General features: G+C 63.7%; 17 protein-coding genes and 1 pseudogene. 12 read left to right on the forward strand and 6 right to left on the reverse strand.

What is annotated here, in order from left to right:
* The first annotated feature begins 69 nt into the window (after positions 1 to 69).
* The 5 genes from hemC (at position 70) to HZY77_RS13035 (ending at position 4,578) form a co-directional block, all read left to right on the forward strand.
* A complete protein-coding gene (gene hemC / locus HZY77_RS13020; protein ID WP_296815490.1) occupies positions 70 to 993 on the forward strand; it encodes a hydroxymethylbilane synthase in 924 nt (307 codons plus the stop codon).
* Positions 990 to 1,391 (forward strand): uroporphyrinogen-III synthase, encoded by a 402-nt coding sequence (locus HZY77_RS17875; RefSeq protein WP_363153762.1) that lies wholly within the window; start codon positions 990 to 992, stop codon positions 1,389 to 1,391. The genes hemC and HZY77_RS17875 overlap by 4 nt, the downstream gene beginning before the upstream one ends.
* Positions 1,286 to 1,546 (forward strand): uroporphyrinogen-III synthase, encoded by a 261-nt coding sequence (locus HZY77_RS13025; protein ID WP_296815495.1) that lies wholly within the window; start codon positions 1,286 to 1,288, stop codon positions 1,544 to 1,546. Before HZY77_RS17875 ends, HZY77_RS13025 begins: the two co-directional genes overlap by 106 nt.
* Positions 1,483 to 3,963, forward strand: coding sequence for a uroporphyrinogen-III C-methyltransferase (locus HZY77_RS13030; RefSeq protein ID WP_296815499.1), 2,481 nt, complete (start codon positions 1,483 to 1,485; stop codon positions 3,961 to 3,963). Before HZY77_RS13025 ends, HZY77_RS13030 begins: the two co-directional genes overlap by 64 nt.
* A gap of 93 nt (positions 3,964 to 4,056) precedes the next feature.
* Positions 4,057 to 4,578, forward strand: coding sequence for a DUF302 domain-containing protein (locus HZY77_RS13035; protein ID WP_296815501.1), 522 nt, complete (start codon positions 4,057 to 4,059; stop codon positions 4,576 to 4,578).
* Positions 4,579 to 4,657: 79 nt separating this feature from the next.
* Here the strand turns inward: HZY77_RS13035 and HZY77_RS13040 are convergent, their stop codons facing one another.
* Positions 4,658 to 5,695 carry a CDP-6-deoxy-delta-3,4-glucoseen reductase gene (locus HZY77_RS13040; RefSeq protein WP_296815504.1) on the reverse strand — a complete coding sequence of 346 codons (1,038 nt, stop codon included), beginning with the start codon at positions 5,693 to 5,695 and terminating at the stop codon, positions 4,658 to 4,660.
* 92 nt (positions 5,696 to 5,787) lie between these two features.
* Between HZY77_RS13040 and HZY77_RS13045 the strand changes: the two genes are divergently transcribed.
* The gene (locus HZY77_RS13045) at positions 5,788 to 6,729 is read left to right on the forward strand and encodes an SDR family oxidoreductase (protein ID WP_296815507.1); all 942 of its coding nucleotides are present in this window, start codon (positions 5,788 to 5,790) and stop codon (positions 6,727 to 6,729) included.
* Positions 6,730 to 6,739: 10 nt separating this feature from the next.
* Here HZY77_RS13045 and HZY77_RS13050 read toward each other — a convergent pair whose 3' ends face one another.
* Positions 6,740 to 7,147: an FxsA family protein gene (locus HZY77_RS13050; protein ID WP_296815510.1), complete on the reverse strand. Its 408-nt coding sequence runs from the start codon at positions 7,145 to 7,147 to the stop codon at positions 6,740 to 6,742.
* 3 nt (positions 7,148 to 7,150) lie between these two features.
* Between HZY77_RS13050 and cutA the strand changes: the two genes are divergently transcribed.
* Together cutA and dsbD are read left to right on the forward strand one after the other, a co-directional pair.
* Positions 7,151 to 7,474 (forward strand): divalent-cation tolerance protein CutA, encoded by a 324-nt coding sequence (gene cutA / locus HZY77_RS13055; RefSeq protein ID WP_296633897.1) that lies wholly within the window; start codon positions 7,151 to 7,153, stop codon positions 7,472 to 7,474.
* Positions 7,467 to 9,755 (forward strand): protein-disulfide reductase DsbD, encoded by a 2,289-nt coding sequence (dsbD, locus tag HZY77_RS13060; RefSeq protein ID WP_296815513.1) that lies wholly within the window; start codon positions 7,467 to 7,469, stop codon positions 9,753 to 9,755. The genes cutA and dsbD overlap by 8 nt, the downstream gene beginning before the upstream one ends.
* A gap of 51 nt (positions 9,756 to 9,806) precedes the next feature.
* On the opposite strand, the gene HZY77_RS13065 is transcribed toward dsbD, so the two are convergent.
* From HZY77_RS13065 to HZY77_RS13080, 4 genes and pseudogenes are all read right to left on the reverse strand, one after another.
* Entirely contained in the window at positions 9,807 to 10,874 is a 1,068-nt protein-coding gene (locus HZY77_RS13065; protein ID WP_296633900.1) for a hypothetical protein, read from the reverse strand.
* Positions 10,871 to 12,148: a glutamate-1-semialdehyde 2,1-aminomutase gene (gene hemL, locus HZY77_RS13070; protein ID WP_296820915.1), complete on the reverse strand. Its 1,278-nt coding sequence runs from the start codon at positions 12,146 to 12,148 to the stop codon at positions 10,871 to 10,873. Before hemL ends, HZY77_RS13065 begins: the two co-directional genes overlap by 4 nt.
* A 22-nt stretch (positions 12,149 to 12,170) precedes the next feature.
* Positions 12,171 to 12,804: pseudogene (gene thiE, locus HZY77_RS13075) on the reverse strand (thiamine phosphate synthase).
* Between the two features lie 8 nt (positions 12,805 to 12,812).
* Positions 12,813 to 13,655: a hydroxymethylpyrimidine/phosphomethylpyrimidine kinase gene (locus HZY77_RS13080; RefSeq protein WP_296815516.1), complete on the reverse strand. Its 843-nt coding sequence runs from the start codon at positions 13,653 to 13,655 to the stop codon at positions 12,813 to 12,815.
* 318 nt (positions 13,656 to 13,973) lie between these two features.
* Here HZY77_RS13080 and HZY77_RS13085 point away from each other — a divergent pair, with 318 nt between their 5' ends.
* From HZY77_RS13085 to HZY77_RS13100, 4 genes are all read left to right on the forward strand, one after another.
* Entirely contained in the window at positions 13,974 to 14,156 is a 183-nt protein-coding gene (locus tag HZY77_RS13085) for a rubredoxin (protein ID WP_296815519.1), read from the forward strand.
* A 176-nt stretch (positions 14,157 to 14,332) separates the two neighbouring features.
* Positions 14,333 to 15,223: a hypothetical protein gene (locus HZY77_RS13090; RefSeq protein WP_296815522.1), complete on the forward strand. Its 891-nt coding sequence runs from the start codon at positions 14,333 to 14,335 to the stop codon at positions 15,221 to 15,223.
* Positions 15,224 to 15,368: 145 nt separating this feature from the next.
* Complete coding sequence (locus tag HZY77_RS13095) at positions 15,369 to 15,782, forward strand: response regulator (protein WP_018507284.1); 414 nt, start codon at positions 15,369 to 15,371, stop codon at positions 15,780 to 15,782.
* Between the two features lie 21 nt (positions 15,783 to 15,803).
* Complete coding sequence (locus tag HZY77_RS13100; protein ID WP_018507283.1) at positions 15,804 to 16,169, forward strand: response regulator; 366 nt, start codon at positions 15,804 to 15,806, stop codon at positions 16,167 to 16,169.
* Position 16,170 lies beyond the last annotated feature (1 nt).

Consider the following 16,170-nt stretch of genomic DNA (forward strand, 5'->3'; position numbering starts at 1 on the left):
TTTCGGGTACGTCATAATCGCCAGTATCGCGCCATCATTTGCCAAATCAAACAGTTTATTCCTACCGCCATGCATACCCTGACCATCGCTTCCCGTGAAAGTGCACTTGCCATGTGGCAGGCCGAGCATATTCGCGATCGCCTGCGCGCGCTGCATCCCGGTTGCACGGTGAACATCCTGGGCATGACCACGCGCGGCGACCAGATCCTCGACGTCACGCTGTCCAAAATCGGCGGCAAGGGCTTGTTCGTCAAGGAGCTCGAAGTGGCGCTGGAGGCCGGCGAGGCCGATCTGGCGGTGCATTCGATGAAGGACGTGCCGATGGAACTGCCGCCGGGTTTTGCCCTTGCCGTGATCGGCGAGCGCGAGGACCCGCGCGACGCCTTCGTGTCGAACCGCTATGAACGCCTGTCCGAGCTGCCGCCCGGCAGCGTGGTCGGCACCTCCAGCCTGCGCCGCGAAGCCCAGTTGCGTGCCCGCTACCCGCACCTGGCGGTGAAGCCGCTGCGCGGCAACGTCGGCACCCGCCTGAANAAACTCGACGAAGGCCAGTTCGACGCGATCCTGCTGGCTGCCGCCGGCCTCAAACGACTCGGACTGGGTGATCGCATCAGGAGCCTGCTTTCCGTGGAAGACAGCATTCCCGCCGCTGGCCAGGGTGCCCTCGGCATCGAGATCCGCAGCGGTAGCAACGAGGTGGCCGCCATGCTGACCGCATTGAACCATCCTGAAACCGCCGCGTGCGTGCGCGCCGAGCGCCAGGTCAGCCGCGTGCTCGGCGGCAGCTGCCAGGTGCCATTGGGCGCACATGCGGTGCAGCAGGCGGGGCGACTGGTGCTGAACGGCTTCGTGGCGAATCCGGACGGCAGCGGCTTCATCCATGATCGTGCCGAAGGCGATGCGGCCGATCCCGAAGCGGTCGGCCAGATGCTGGCCGACAAGCTGCTGGCGCAAGGCGCGCGTGCCATCCTCGACGCCCTCCCGGCCACATGACACAGCCTCTGGCCGGTCGCACCGTGCTGGTGACGCGGCCAGCCCATCAGGCAACTGCACTGGCACAGAAGGTTGCGGCAGCGGGCGGGACAGCCTTCGTGTTTCCCGCGCTGGGTATCGAACCAGTTGCGGCGGATCGGCTGGCGGCGGCGCTCGCGACTCTGGCCGGGGCTGACATCGCAATTTTCATCAGCCCCAATGCCGCACAATTCGGCATGGCGGCGATCCGCGCACGCGGCAGTTTGCCCGACGCGCTCCGGGTTTTGCGGTCGGTCCCGGCACTGCGCGCGCGTTGGCGGAGCAGGGTGTCGAAGATGTCGTCACGCCGGACGGCCAGGACAGCGAGGCCGTGCTGGCCTTGCCGCAATTGCAAGCGGTCGCGGGCAGGCAGGTGGTGATCGTGCGCGGGGTCGGCGGCCGCGCGCTGATGGCCGACACGCTGCGCGCGCGCGGTGCCGACGTGCATTTCATGGAGTGTTATCGGCGTACGTGTCCCCACGCCGACCCTGCGCCCTGCTGGCGCGCTGGCAGGCGGGCGGCATCGATGCGGTGACGGTTGCCAGCGCGGAGACGCTGCACAATCTGGCGACGCTGCTGGGCGAGCCGGGTGCGCCCCTGCTGGCGGCCACCCCGCTTTTCGTCCCGCATGAGAAAATCGCTGATGCGGCTCGCCGCTTCGGCATTGCGCACGTCGTCGCCACGCCGGGGGCGACGCAGGCCTACTGGATGGTCTGGTTAACTGGTTCAGGAATAAGACAGGCTCTAAACATGAATGACACGCCCGAAACCTCCTCCGCACCGCCTGTTGCCACGCCCGTGGCAACGCCGCAGCCGCGCATGCATGCGCTGCCGCTCGTTGCCATGCTGGTGTCCGTGCTGGCGCTGGCTGCGGCAGGGTGGTCGTGGTCCGACAGCCGCGAACGTATCCGCGACCTGAAGACCGAGTTGGGACGCCGCCTGGCCGAATCGGGCAAGGATGTGAGCGAATCCCGCCTGCTGGCGCGCAATGCCGACGATGCGATGCGACAGGTCAGCGAAAAGGTCTCGCATATCGAAAGCCAGATGGCGACCTCGCAGCAACAGCAACTGGCGCTCGAGTCCCTGTACAAGGATCTGGCGCAGGGCCGCGACCAGTGGACGCTGGCCGAAATCGAACAGGTGTTGCTGACCGCAGCGCAGCAGTTGCAGCTGGCAGGCAATGTGAAGGCGGCGATCATCGCGCTGGAGGGCGCCGATACCCGTCTGCAGCGTCTGAACAAGCCGCAGTTCACGGCGCTGCGCCGTGCCATTGCTTCGGATCTGGCCAATTTACGGGCGGCGCCCTCGGTTGACGAGGTGGGGATGAGCGCACGCATCGAGGCCTTGGTGGCACATCATATGGACTGGCCGCTGGCCAGCGCGCAAACCTCCGAGGCGGTGCCCGTGCCGCGCAGCGTGCGGGCGGCCAACTTCGGCCAGGAACTGTGGTCGGAACTGAAGCACCTGGTGCAGATCCGCCGCGTGGAAGGCAACGAAGCGGTGCTGCTCCCACCCGACCAGGCCTACTTCCTGCGCGAGAACCTGCGCTTGCGCCTGCTGTCGGCGCGGTTGGCGCTGTTGTCGCAGGATCAGGCGGCATTCCGCGCGGACCTGCGCGCGGTGCTGCTCATGCTTGAACGCTATTTCAATACGCGCGATGCCGGGGTCGCCGACGCCATCAAGGAGGTCAAGCGCCTCTCCAGCCTGCAGATCGCCATCAAGCTGCCCGGCATCGATGCCAGCTTGGCCGCTCTCGATGCCTACAAGGGGAGCATTAAATTGCGCTGGCTCATCTCGCTTCTCATCATTGCGGTGTTGGCGGTCGCCCTGGCCATGGCGGGGCGCTACGACCCCGGCTACGTGGTGCTGGTCTACCCGCCGTGGCGGATGGAAATATCCTTCATCGGATTCGTGCTGGCGGTGGTCGGGATGATAGTCGGCGGCATCGTGCTGCTGCGATTGGCCATGCTCACGCTCAATCTGCCCAGCATCGTGCGCGAGCAGCGTGAGCGCCGCGCTGCCCGCAAGCGCGACGAGAATTTCGTCGGCGGCCTGCGGGCGTATGCCGAATATCGCTACCAGGATGCCGAACAATCCCTGGGGCAGTGGCTGGGCGACGAAGCCCGGATCGGCCTGGCACGCGTGCTCGCGGCCCGCGCGGCACAGGAAATGCGCGCGGTCGCGCAGCGCGAGCGGCACATTCAGGAAGCCACCGAACACGGCGCCGAACTCGCGGCGCAGCTGTTCGAGGCCGAGGCGCGTCTCGACGCCAAGGACGCCACGGCGGCGCTGGTGGCAATCAACCGGGCCAAGGAAATGGCTCCGCAGCACACCGCGCTGCTGCGGCTCGAACTCAAGGCGAGGCAGATGACGGGACAGTGGGACGAAGCCGAGCGCCTGCTCGACGCGCTGATCCGAAGCAATGCGCTGGAACCGGGCGTTGCCGCGCAGAGCCGGCGCATGGTGTACGCCGAGAATCTCAAGCGCCGTGCCGAGGACGATCGCGGGCTGCTGGAATACTGGAAGAAAATCCCGGTCGATTTCAAGGCCGANCCCTGGGTGGCGCGTGCCGGCGCACGTGCCTTCATGCAGCGCGGCGGCCACGATACCGCGCTCGATGTGCTGGAAACCGCGCTCGGGCGCGAGTGGAACGAGGAACTGGTGGCCTTGTATGGGGAAGTACGCGGCAGCAGCCCGACCCGGCAGATCGAGCAGGCCGAAAAGTGGCTGCATGCACAGCCACGCGATGCGCAGTTGTTGCTGACGCTGACGCAGCTGTGCAGCGTGCAGCAGCTATGGGGCAAGGCGCAGAGCTATCTGGAGGCCAGCCTCGCCATTGCCGCCAGTGCCGACGGCCATATCCGCATGGCCGAGCTCAAGACCCAGAGCGGCCAACCCGGCGAAGCCTGTCTGCATTATCAGAAAGCGCTGGCATTGTGCCGTGCGCAGTAGGGTTTAGAGTAGGCGCCTGGCACGTTTGTACGGGGTTGCCATCCTGTGTAGCGTGTACCATTAGAGTTTTCTAATATTTAGAAGGAGTGTCCCATGCGTCGTACCTTTTTTGCCGTGTTCGGGATCGTGCTGGGCGGCCTGGTATTGTCTGCACCCACCAGTTGGGCTGCCGAGTCCAAGGCCCAACAGTCGAGCCAGACTGCCGGCGTCTACAAGGTGGCCATCGATCCAGGCGTCAGTCTCGACGATGCAGCCCAATCGATGCGCCTGCGGGCCAATGCGCTGAATCTGAAGCTGGTCGCGGAACTGCCGTTGTCCAAGCAGGTGGAAGCGGTGACGGGCAAGCCGCAGCGCACCATCACCATTTTCCAGTTCTGCGACGCGGTCACGGCCAAGGAACTGATCGACATGAGCATGGACTTTGCCATCTACATGCCGTGCCGCATCTCGATGATCGAGGATGCCGACGGCAAGGGCTGGCTGATCATGCCGGACATCAACGTCGATCTGGTGGCGAAGGAAAAGAATCTGCAACAGGAATTGACTACGCGCATCAAGAAAGTGCGCGAAGGGCTGATCGAGATCATGCAGGCGGGCGCCCACGGGGATTTGTAAACCGGTCCCGCTTCGAGCGGAACGCCATCCTTCAATCGTAAGAGGCTCGAATCGAGATGCCCGCTTCAAGCGGGCATTTTTATTGCGCGGCTGCCGTTTCCGTGTCGGCTGCGTAGACGAAGGCGTCGGCGAAGAATTCGTCCTCGGGCAGCTTGCGGGTCTTCACGAAACTGTCGCGCGCGTTATCCACCATGATGGGCGCGCCGCAGGCATACACTTGGTAGCCCGACAGATCGGCAAAATCGGCCAGCACGGCCTCGTGCACGTAGCCGGTGCGTCCCTGCCACTGATCGTCCGGCTGCGGGTCGGACAGCACCGGGATGAAGCTGAAGTTCGGCCGCTCGGCCAGCCACTGCTGTGGTAGTTCGGCCATGTACAGATCTTTCAGCGAGCGCACCCNCCAGTACAGCACCAGTTCGCGGTCGGTGTGTTCGGCAAAGGCGTGCTCCAGCATGCCCTTGATCGGCGCGAAGCCGGTGCCGCCGGCGATGAAGATCATTGGCTTGTCGGAGTCCTCGCGGATGAAAAAGCTGCCGAGCGGGCCTTTCAGACGCAGGATGTCGCGTTCCTTCAGGGTGGTGAAAACCTGGTCGCTGAAGAAACCGCCCGGCACGTGGCGGATGTGCAGCTCCAGCAGCGAATCGTCGTGCGGCGGGTTGGCGAGCGAATAGCTGCGCGTCTTGCCGTCCTTCAACTGGAAGTCGATGTACTGTCCGGCGAGAAACTGCAGGCGTTCGTTGGCGGGCAGCTTGATTTTCACCACCATCACGTCGTCGGCCCGCTTCTCCAGCTTTTCCACCCGGCACGGCAGGGTTTTCACCATGATGTCCTTGGCAGCACCGATTTCCTTGGCCTCGATGACCATGTCGCTCAGCGGTTTGGCGCGACAGAACAAGGCGCGGCCCTGCGTTTTCTCCTCGTCCTTCAGCGCGTTGGCCGAATGCACGCCGTAGTCGAGCTGGCCGGACAGCACCTTGCCCTTGCAGGCGCCACAGGCGCCGTTGCGGCAGCCATAAGGCAGCGAGAACCCCTCGCGCAGGGCGGCTTCGAGGATGGTTTCGTCGTCGTTGACGGTGAATTGGTGCCCACTGGGCTGGACGGTGACCTGGTACGGCATGATGTGCGCTTAAAATACGGGGATAAACCGGCGGATTATCGCCTGAGTGGACGGGTTTCACCCTTGCGGCGCAAGGGTTACAGGCGGAGGCAATGAAAAAGATTTTGATCGTAGGATTTGGCGACGTCGCCGAGCGACTGGTGGCACGCTATGCCGGCCAGGCCGACTTCATTGGCATGATCCGCCGGCCCGAGCGTGCCGCCGCGTTGCGCGCGTTGGGGGTGACACCCTATGTCGGCGACCTCGATGCGCCTGCCACGCTGAAGCGCCTGCCTCGCGTCGATGGCGTATTCCATTTTGCGCCGCCGCCCAATGAAGGCACGACCGATCCGCGCACGGCCCGGCTGCTGCATGCATTGGCCCGCCGGGGCAAGCCGGGCGCGCTGGTGTACATCAGCACCAGCGGCGTGTACGGCGATTGCGGCGGCAACTGGGTCAGCGAAACGCGTCCGGTGGCGCCGGTGAACGGCCGTGCCGTGCGGCGGGTGGATGCCGAGCGGCAGCTGCGCAGCTGGGGCGAGGTCCANGGGGTGCAGGTGAGCATCCTGCGCGCACCGGGTATCTATGCCGTCGATCGTTTGCCGCTCGAACGCATCAAGCGCGGCACGCCCGCGCTGATTGCCCGTGACGACAGCTATACCAACCATATCCACGCCGACGACCTGGCGCGTCTGGCGTGGGCGGCGTTGTTCCGNGGGCGCGCACAGCGCGTCTACCATGCGGTCGACGCGCATCCGTTGAAGATGGGGGATTGGTTCGACAGCTGCGCCGACGCCTTTGGCCTGCCGCGGCCGCCACGCGTGAACCGCGCCGAAGCGGAAAAGGTATTGTCCGAAGCGCTGCTGTCGTTCCTGCGCGAGTCGCGCCAGTTGTCGAACGCGCGCACCACGCGCGAGTTGCGGCTGAAATACCGTTACCCGACTTCGGACGACCTGCTGCGCGAAATCCGGCAGGCGTACCCTGAAGGGCACAAGCACCCTGAAGGGCACAAGCACCCTGAAGGGCATCAACGCGGCCAGATGAAGCTGTTTTGAACGATCCGGTTCAGCGCAGCAGGTCGTCCGGTTCCCGCTTGAACTCGCCTTCCAGCACATCGTCGTTTGCCGGGCGCATCGGGTCCGCCTTGCGGCCGGCCCAGGTGCCCGGGATCAGCAGCAGCACGAGTGCGATGGCATCGCTGATGAAGCCGGGGAAGACAAGCAGGCCGCCCGCGAGGAGAATACGGCCGCTGGCGAAGAGGGAGGCCAGGGGATGCGCGCCCGACTGCAGCGAAAACAGCAGGCGCGGCCCCCAGACGGCGCGTTCGATGCGAATCAGCATGATGCCGGCAACGGCTGCCAGCAGCAGCAACAGCAGCACCCAGCTGCCGATGGCATGGGCCACCCAGAAAATACCGATGGCCTCCAGAACCGGAAACGACAGGAGCAGTAGCACAATCCAACCATAGCGCATGACATGGAACCTTTGTTAATCTTGACGAATGTACCCGATGTTGCGGATGCCGAGAAACTGGCGCACGCATTGATCGAAAGCCGCGCGGCGGCATGCGTGAACGTTTTGGCGGCATGCCGCTCCATCTACCGTTGGCGGGGTGCGGTAGAAACGGCCGACGAAATCCCGCTGCTGATCAAAACCACCGCGGCACACTACCCGCTGGTCGAGTCGATTGTCCGCGCGCACCACCCCTACGACGTACCTGAACTGATTGCCGTACCGATAACACATGGCCTGCCCGCTTACCTCGACTGGGTGGCCAAGGAGACTGAAAAGCATGATTAAGTGGATTCGTTTGCTGAGCGCACTATTCGCACTTGGGGGTGCGCTTGGGCATTTTCCAGTGGCCCACGCCGAAGATTTTCTTGACCCCGAAGCGGCGTTCAAGTTCTCGGCACGTGCGCTGGACGCCAATACGCTGGAAGCGCGCTGGCAGATCGCCGACGGCTACTACATGTATCGCGACAAGTTCAAGTTCGAGGTCGACGGCGCCACCCTGGGCACGCCCCAACGGCCTGCCGGCAAGGTGAAGCACGACGATAACTTCGGCACGGTCGAAACCTACCGCAAGGATGTACGGATCGCATTGCCGATCCAGCGTGCCGCGGGCGTCACGTCGGTGACCCTGAAAACGGTGTCGCAGGGCTGCGCGGATGCCGGCCTCTGTTACACCCCGCAAAGCGAAAACGTCACGATCAAGCTGCCCGCGGCCGTCGCCGCTGCGGTGGCCCTGCCTGCGGCCAGTGCGGCAGCTTCCGCGCCCTCCGCGCTGGATCGGTTACGCAGCCTGGGCGGCGATACCGGTATGCCGCAACTCCTGCCGCCGGACGAGGCTTTCCTGGTCAAGGCGGCCATGCCGGATGCGCAGACGGTCAAGCTGGACTATGCGCCGACAGCCAACACCTACCTGTATCGCGACAAGCTCGCCTTCGCTGTCAAATCGCCGGCCGACATCAAGATCACGCGTGTCGACACGCCTGCGGGCGACATCAAGGACGACCCGAGTTTCGGCCGCACCGAGGTATATCACCATAATTTTTCCGCCAGCCTTGCGCTGTCGCGCGCGCTGGCCGGCAACGAAACCCTGGTGCTGGCCGCAACCTGGCAGGGCTGCAATGAGGCGGTCGGCGTCTGCTACCCGCCGATCAAGCACGACTTTTCCCTGACGGCNGGAGGNGTGGCTGCGCCCGTTGCGACGAGCGACCGGGCTGCCTCGCCGGCCGAACCCGTTGCGGCCGAGTCCGATACCTCGAAGATCGAGCGGGTGCTGAAGGGCGGCAGCTTCTGGGCGGTCGTCGCCACCTTCTTTGGATTCGGTCTGCTGCTGGCGTTGACGCCGTGCGTGTTCCCGATGATCCCGATCCTCTCGGGCATCATCGCTGGACAGAACAAGGAACTGACCAAGGCCAGCGGTTTCCTGCTTTCGCTCGCGTACGTGCTGGGCATGGCCATCACGTACGCGCTGGCCGTGGCGGCGGCCCTGTCCGGCACACTTTTGTCGAATGCCCTGCAGAACCCGTGGGCGCTCGGCATCGGCGCAGGTATCTTCGTGCTGCTGGCGCTGTCGATGTTCGGTTTCTTCGAGCTCCAGCTGCCGAGCTTCATCCAGAGCAAGTTCTCCGACGCCTCCAACAAGATGAAGGGCGGCAACTTCGTCGGCGTCTTCGTCATGGGCGCGCTGTCGGCCGTGATCGTCGGCCCCTGCGTGGCGCCGCCGCTCGCCGCCGCGCTCGCCTTCATTGCGCAGACCGGCAACACTACGCTGGGCGGCGTCGCGCTGTTCGTGCTGGCACTGGGCATGGGCGTGCCTTTGCTGTTGGTGGGCCTGTCGGCGGGTGCGCTGCTGCCGCGTGCCGGCGGCTGGATGAACGCGGTGAAGTATTTCTTTGGCGTGATGATGCTGGCGATCGCCATTTATCTCATTTCGCCCATCATCCCCGCCTGGATCAACATGCTGCTGTGGGCCGTGCTGCTGATCGCATCCGCGATCTACCTGCACGCGCTCGACCCGCTGCCGGAGAAAGCTTCGGGCTGGAAGCGTTTGTGGAAAGGACTCGGCGTGGTGCTGCTGGTCGGCGGATTGTCGATCATTCTCGGCATGCTGGCGGGCAGTCGCGATCTGTTGCAGCCGCTGGAGATCTACAAGGGCAGCGTCTTCAAAGGAGGCGCAGGCGGCGTTGCGATGGCAGCCGAGCAGGAGGGACTGGCATTCGAGAGAGTGAAGAGTGTCGCGGAGCTCGATACCCGGCTGGCCTCGGCCAAGGCCGAGGGCCGGGCAGTCATGCTCGATTTTTATGCGGACTGGTGCGTGTCGTGCAAGGAAATGGAACACCTGACCTTCAGTGATCCCAAGGTGCAGGCCCGCCTGCACAAGATGGTCCTGCTGCAGGTCGACGTCACGGCCAACACCGATGCCGACAAGGCCCTGCTGAAACGCTTCAACCTGTTCGGGCCGCCCGGCCTCATTTTCTGGGACGGCACGGGTGCGCAGTCGGACTACAAGGTGATCGGCTTCGAAAAGGCGGACAAGTTTCTCGCCAGTATCAACTCGGCGCTCGGCCAGTAAGCTTGCCAGCCCCTGAAGCCCTGCGAGCTTGCGCCCGCAGGGCTTCTCGTTTTATGGCTGGCGCCGCAATACCGCGATAGCGTCGAGCAACGGTGTGACGACAGGCTGGATCTTGCGCCGCATCAGCGAGCCGATGGCCGTGGTCTTGAGGAAGATCGGTCGCACCGTGTCGGCATCCACCGCAGCCAGTGCGTCCAGTGCCGCGCAGTCCGTTTCGAATTGCGGCGCGGCAGCGAGCAATGCGGTACGTGCAGCGGCACGCGAGGCCTCATCCGCCTGGCGAAGCGGCGCGCACCATCCGGCCAGCGCATTCAGCGTGTGATTCACGACTTCCTGGATTTCCGGGCGGTCGAGAATGGTCGCGGTGGTGGCGAGGAAAGTTTGCCCTTGTCCGGACAAGGCCTTGTCGAGCATCGCGCCGTAGGAATTGCCGGCGAGCTGCGGCACGCTGGCGTGGTCGACCCGTGCAGGGCGCGGGTTGGGCAGATCGTCCGGCTGTAGCTCGAGAAAGGCCACGTAATAGGAGTTGCGACTGTTGCCGCGTTTCCAGATCGACAGCCGTTCAGCATCGCTGAGTACGCCGGAGTACAGCATTACCGCGACGGTATCGAGAATACCGACGTCATCCTCGTGCAGGAAGGCGAGATGCTCGACCAGGAACTCGGCCAGCGTGCGTCCCATGCTGCCCTGGCACACGACATCGCGCATCAGCATCAGCCGTGCGTTCTCGATGGTTGGCATGCACCACCAGGCGTAACGTGCGAGCTCGTCGGTGAGTGCAGGCGAGTGCACCACCGCGACGACCGCTTCCTCTTCGGCGATCAGCAGCAGTTGCGCCAGATGCTGGGTCGACAGTCCAGCCTGCGATTGCCGTGTCCAACGCGTCAGATGCACCGGATAGCCGCCGGGCGAACCCAGGGCGTGGCCGGATAGCATCTCGCGTACCCGTTTCAGGTAGCGGTCGGAACGCTCGGTGGGCTTGAGCGGCACGCTGGCCTCGCCCTGCGGCGTCAACGCCCACAGCGTCATGTTCGACTCGTCGATGCGGACGGCCTTGAGTTCGGTGTTGAAGAGAACGTTGAGGCGCAGTTCGTCTTCCGGGGACAGTTCGTCGTTCATAGTGTCTTGAATACTTCGTGCGCCGCGCTGATCGTGGCGTCGATGTCCGCGTCGTTGTGTGCGGCGGAGACGAAGCCTGCCTCGAACGCCGACGGGGCGAGATAGATGCCGTGATCGAGCATGGCGTGGAAGAAGCGGTTGAACTTCTCCTTGTCGCATTGCATCACCTCGGCGAAGCTCGTCGGCGGCTTGGCCGCAAAATAAAGGCCGAACATGCCGCCGACCGAGTCGGCGCAGAAGGTGACGCCGGCGTCTTTTGCGGCGGCGGAGAGGCCCTTCACCAGTTTTTCGGTGTGGGCGGCGAGTGCCGTGTGGAAACCTGGCACGGACACCGCTTCCAGTGTAGCGAGGCCAGCCGCAACGGCGACCGGGTTGCCGGACAGCGTGCCGGCCTGGTACACCGGGCCGGTTGGTGCCAGCGCGTCCATCACGTCTGCGCGGCCGCCGAAGGCACCCACCGGCATGCCGCCGCCGATCACCTTGCCAAGCGTAGTCAGATCCGGCTTGATGCCGAGCAGATTTTGCGCACAGCCGAGGTCGACGCGGAAGCCAGTCATCACCTCGTCGAAGATCAGCAGGGCGCCATGGGCATCGCATAGCCGACGCATCGTGGCCATGAATTCGGCAGTCGGCTTCACCAGGTTCATGTTGCCCGCGAAAGGCTCGACGATGATGCAGGCGATCTCCTTGCCGATCTCGGCGAAAGTGCGCTCGAGCCCGGCGACGTCGTTGTAATCCAGCACGATCGTTTGTGCCGCAACTTCCGGTGGCACACCAGCCGAAGTCGGGTTGCCGAAGGTGAGCGCGCCGGAGCCGGCCTTCACCAGCAGGAAGTCGGCGTGGCCGTGGTAGCAGCCCTCGAACTTGATGAACTTGGAACGGCCGGTGAAGCCGCGCGCGAGACGGATCGCACTCATGGTCGCTTCGGTGCCGGACGACACGAGACGTACCTTTTCAATGCTCGGCAGCAACTGCGTGATGCGGTTGGCGATGGTGAGTTCGGCCTCAGAGGGCGCGCCGAACGACAGGCCGTTGGCGGCGGCGTCCTGCACTGCCTTCACCGTACCAGGATGCGCGTGGCCAAGAATGGCCGGCCCCCAGGAGCCGACGTAGTCGATGTATTCGCGGCCGTCGGCGTCCCACACGCGCGAGCCCTTGGCGCGGCTGAAGAATACCGGGGTGCCGCCGACGCTCTTGAAGGCGCGCACCGGCGAGTTCACCCCGCCGGGGATGACTTTCTGCGACTGTTCGAATAGCTGTTCATTGCGGGTCATGGCTGCTTTCATGGTTGGACGTTCACTCTTCAGATTCGGTTTCGAATAATTGATTGAGGTCGTGCGCAGCGGCTTGGATGTCGGGGGCGTCGAATAGGGCCGAGAGCACGGCCAGGCTGTCGGCACCGGCGTCGAGCAACAGCGGCGCGTTGGCCAGCGTGATGCCGCCGATGGCGACCAGCGGCACCTGGATGGCTGTCGTGGCGTCGCGCAGCAGGTCGAGGCCGGCGCGCGGTGCGGCCGGCGGTGGGCGACGCAAAGAAACTGCCGAAGGCCACGTAGTCGGCGCCCGTGGCCTGGGCTGCCTGCGCCAGTTCGATGTCCTGGTAGCACGACGCGCCGATGAGTTTGTCCTTGCCGAGGATGATGCGCGCTTCGCGCAGGCTGCCGTCATCGCGTCCCAGGTGCACGCCGTCGGCGTCCGTCAGGTCGGCCAGCCGAAGGTCGTCGTTGACGATCAGCGGCACGCCGAAGCGGCGACACAGCGCGACCAGTTCGCTGGCCTGTTCGTGGCGGCGTGCGACGTCATCCGATTTGTCACGGTACTGCACCGCGGCGACGCCGCCGGCAAGCGCCGCCTCGACCTGCGTCAGCAGCTGCTCGGTGTCGGCCGTTTCGGAGGTGAGGGCGTAGATGCCGCTCGGAAATTCACGCATGGCAAGAATCAGGCATTGCCTTCGGCCTGCCCGTCCTGTGCCCAGAAGAAACGCTCGGGGATGTATTGGCCCATGCCGGGCCGGAACGCAGCCTTCAGGGATTCATAGGTGAAATTCTGCGCGTCGCGTACCGCCTGCGGGACGTCCTGGCCGTAGGCCAGGGCGGCGGCGATGGCCGAGGCAAGCGTGCAGCCCGAACCGTGGTAACTGCCGGGCAGGCGGTCCCAGGCGTCGGTCTGCACGTGGCCGTCGGCGTCGTACAGGCTGTTCAACACGCGCGGCGTGGCCTCGTGGGTGCCGGTGACGAGGACATACTCGCAGCCGAGATCGGTCAAATGCTTGGCGCAAGCGGCGAGGTCCATGTCGTCCTCGTCCGATTCGAACAGCGCCAGCCGCCGCGCCTCGTGGCTGTTCGGCGTGAGGACGCTGGTCTGCGGAATCAGCAGGTCGCGCATGGCGGCGATCATGTCGTCATTGGCGAGTTCGTCGCCGCGCCCGGAAGCCAACACCGGATCGAGGATGACCGGAATATCCGGATAGTCGGCCAGGATCTCGGCGATCACCGCGATCGATTCGGCGCTTCCCAGCATGCCGAGCTTGAACGCGGCCACCGGTACGTCTTCCAGCAGCATGCGTGCCTGATCGGCCACCCACTCGGCGTCGATCACCAGGATCTCGTCGACGCCGGCGGTATCCTGCACGGTGAGCGCGGTGATCACCGACAAGGGATGGCAGCCCATGCTGGCCAGCGTCAACAGGTCGGCCTGGATGCCTGCGCCGCCGGTCGGGTCGGACGCGGCGAAACTGAGCACCAGCGGCGGCGCGGGTTTGGGGGTGAAAATAGGCGGCATGGCGTCACTGCTTTAAAATCAATCTCCAATTTTAGCCGATTACCCAAGAGCCTACTCCAGTAGAAATCATGCCCCGCGTTGAGACCAGGACCGGATGGATGCAAGGCGCAGTGCGCCGGCAAGGGTCGTCCCTTGCCAAGCGCTGCAACGTCGCAGACGCCGATCCTGGTCTCAACCCGAAGGGCCGGTTGCCTGCGGGCGCATTGCCGCGTTGCGGGTGGCTCATGGAGAATGGCTACACTTCGCCCCCGCGCCTTGCACTGCATCCCGCAGGCAACCGGCGCGGGGCATGATTTTTACTGGAATAGGCTCTACCCCATGTCCGAAACCCCTGAATACAAAAGCTGGATGTGCCTGATCTGCGGCTACATCTACCACGAGGAAAGCGGTGCGCCCGAGGATGGAATTCCGCCCGGCACGCGTTGGGAAGACGTGCCGATCAACTGGACATGCCCCGATTGCGGTGCGCGCAAGGACGATTTCGAGATGGTGGCGTTTTAAAACTCGGATTCGTCATCTGCCCGCTCAAGTAAAGCGTCGGAATGGGCGATAGTTACGTTGGCCTATCGAATCCCGCTTCGAACAGAGTGGGATACTATATGGCGCCCTGTCAATGGTACGGTAAGACAAAAAACGGGGTACATATAAATCAGGAGACGATAATGATGATGCGGTGGATGACAACGTGGGTTCTGTTTGTTTTCTCGACAAGCGTATGGGCGATTTCCCCTTATCTCCAAGGCGATTCGGTAAAGGGAGGAAACGTGCAGGCGGCAGCGACGGCTGTCGAGTCCAAGCTCAAGACCGGTGGTTTCAAGGTGGTCGGCAAGTATTTCCCTAAAACCCTGGCGGGGTATGGCGTGGTCATCGCCACGGATGAGGCCATGCTCGACGAAGTGGGGTCGGTCGGNGGGAATGCCATCCTGGGTGCGGCGATCCGCGTGGGGGTGGCTGCGGACGGCAGTGTGGCGTACACCAATCCCGACTATTGGTATCGCGCCTATTTCCGCAAAGCCTTCGCCAAGAAGGAAGACGCAGTCAAGGCCCTGCAGGCGCGCCTGCAGGATGCGCTGGGCGCCGGTAAGGGCTTGGGCGGTGACGAATCGGCCAGCAGTCTGGCCAACTACCGCTACATGATCGGCATGGAGCGCCTCGATTCGCCGAAGAACAAGCTGGCCGAATATGGCAGCTTTGCCGAGGCGTTGAAAACCGTGCGCGACAATCTGGCCAGAGGCGTCGGCAAGACGGCCAAAATCTACGAAGTCGTGATGCCCAATCGCAAGCTGGCCGTATTTGGCGTGGCGATGAATGATGGCGAGAACAGCGACGGCGACTGGATCAAGAAAATCGACATGCAGAACAATGTCGCCGGCCTGCCCTACGAGATTTATGTGGTCGACAAGGAGGTGGAGTCGCCGCACGGCCGCTTCCGCATCGCGCTGGCGTTCCCGGACGTCGGGATGGGGCAATTCATGCGGATTTCCTCNCTGCCCAACACCATTCTCGAAACCATGAGCGCGGTGGCCGGGGTTGAGAAGAAGTCCAGCGGGGATGCCTGGCAGCAGTAAGGTATCGATTCCAGGCCGGAGAAAAGGGCGTTGCGTTGCAACGCCCTTTTTGTTGCCCACCTGATCCTCGATGCGCATGCACTAAAGAAGCGCGGACCGGTGCCGTAATGTTTACCACACAGGGGGTGGCACGTGCCGTTCCCCGATGACCCTGCTGGAGAAACGTGTGGACAATGAAGCATTGAAAGGCGTCAAGGTGATGGTCATCGATGACAGCAACACCATACGCCGCAGCGCAGAAATCTTCCTGAACCAGGCGGGCTGTGAAGTCATCCTGGCGCAGGACGGTTTCGACGCGCTGGCCAAGATCACCGACCACGAGCCGGACGTGGTGTTTGTCGACATCATGATGCCGCGACTCGACGGCTACCAGACCTGCTCTCTGATCAAGCGCAATGCCAAGTACCGCACCACGCCCGTCATCATGCTGTCGTCCAAGGACGGATTGTTCGACCGGGCACGCGGCCGCATGGTGGGGTCCGATGAATACCTGACCAAGCCGTTTACCAAGGATACGCTGCTGACGGCGGTGCGCGAGCATACGTGCGCAGGCGCTTAATTTTCTTCTAGGAGCATAACTATGGCGATCAGCCGAATTCTGGTTGTGGATGATTCTCCCACCGAGCGCTTTTTCCTGTCCGAGTTGCTGGTCAAGAATGGCTATCTGGTCAGCATGGCCGAAAGCGGCGAGGAAGCTGTCGCCCAGGCCAAACAGACCCTGCCCGACCTGATCGTGATGGACGTCGTGATGCCCGGCATGAACGGCTATCAGGCTACCCGCATGATTACCAAGGAAGATGCGACCAAGCATATCCCGGTCATCATGTGCACCACCAAGGGCCAGGAAACCGACAAGGTATGGGGCATGCGCCAGGGTGCGAAAGCCTACCTGGTGAAGCCTGTGAAGCCGGAAGACCTGCTGTCGCAAATCAAGGCCTTGGGCTAAG

The organism is Thiobacillus sp., assembly GCF_013693775.1.
In the GTDB taxonomy this organism is placed as follows: Bacteria; Pseudomonadota; Gammaproteobacteria; order Burkholderiales; family Thiobacillaceae; genus Thiobacillus.

Excerpts from the sequence above, each read along its gene's own strand:
- HZY77_RS17875 (WP_363153762.1), top strand. The coding sequence starts at position 990 with ATGACACAGCCTCTGGCCGGTCGCACCGTGCTGGTGACGCGGCCAGCC.
- HZY77_RS13035 (WP_296815501.1), top strand. The coding sequence starts at position 4,057 with ATGCGTCGTACCTTTTTTGCCGTGTTCGGGATCGTGCTGGGCGGCCTG.
- HZY77_RS13050 (WP_296815510.1), bottom strand. The coding sequence starts at position 7,147 with ATGCGCTATGGTTGGATTGTGCTACTGCTCCTGTCGTTTCCGGTTCTG.
- cutA (WP_296633897.1), top strand. The coding sequence starts at position 7,151 with ATGGAACCTTTGTTAATCTTGACGAATGTACCCGATGTTGCGGATGCC.
- HZY77_RS13065 (WP_296633900.1), bottom strand. The coding sequence starts at position 10,874 with ATGAACGACGAACTGTCCCCGGAAGACGAACTGCGCCTCAACGTTCTC.
- hemL (WP_296820915.1), bottom strand. The coding sequence starts at position 12,148 with ATGACCCGCAATGAACAGCTATTCGAACAGTCGCAGAAAGTCATCCCC.
- HZY77_RS13080 (WP_296815516.1), bottom strand. The coding sequence starts at position 13,655 with ATGCCGCCTATTTTCACCCCCAAACCCGCGCCGCCGCTGGTGCTCAGT.
- HZY77_RS13085 (WP_296815519.1), top strand. The coding sequence starts at position 13,974 with ATGTCCGAAACCCCTGAATACAAAAGCTGGATGTGCCTGATCTGCGGC.
- HZY77_RS13095 (WP_018507284.1), top strand. The coding sequence starts at position 15,369 with ATGACCCTGCTGGAGAAACGTGTGGACAATGAAGCATTGAAAGGCGTC.
- HZY77_RS13100 (WP_018507283.1), top strand. The coding sequence starts at position 15,804 with ATGGCGATCAGCCGAATTCTGGTTGTGGATGATTCTCCCACCGAGCGC.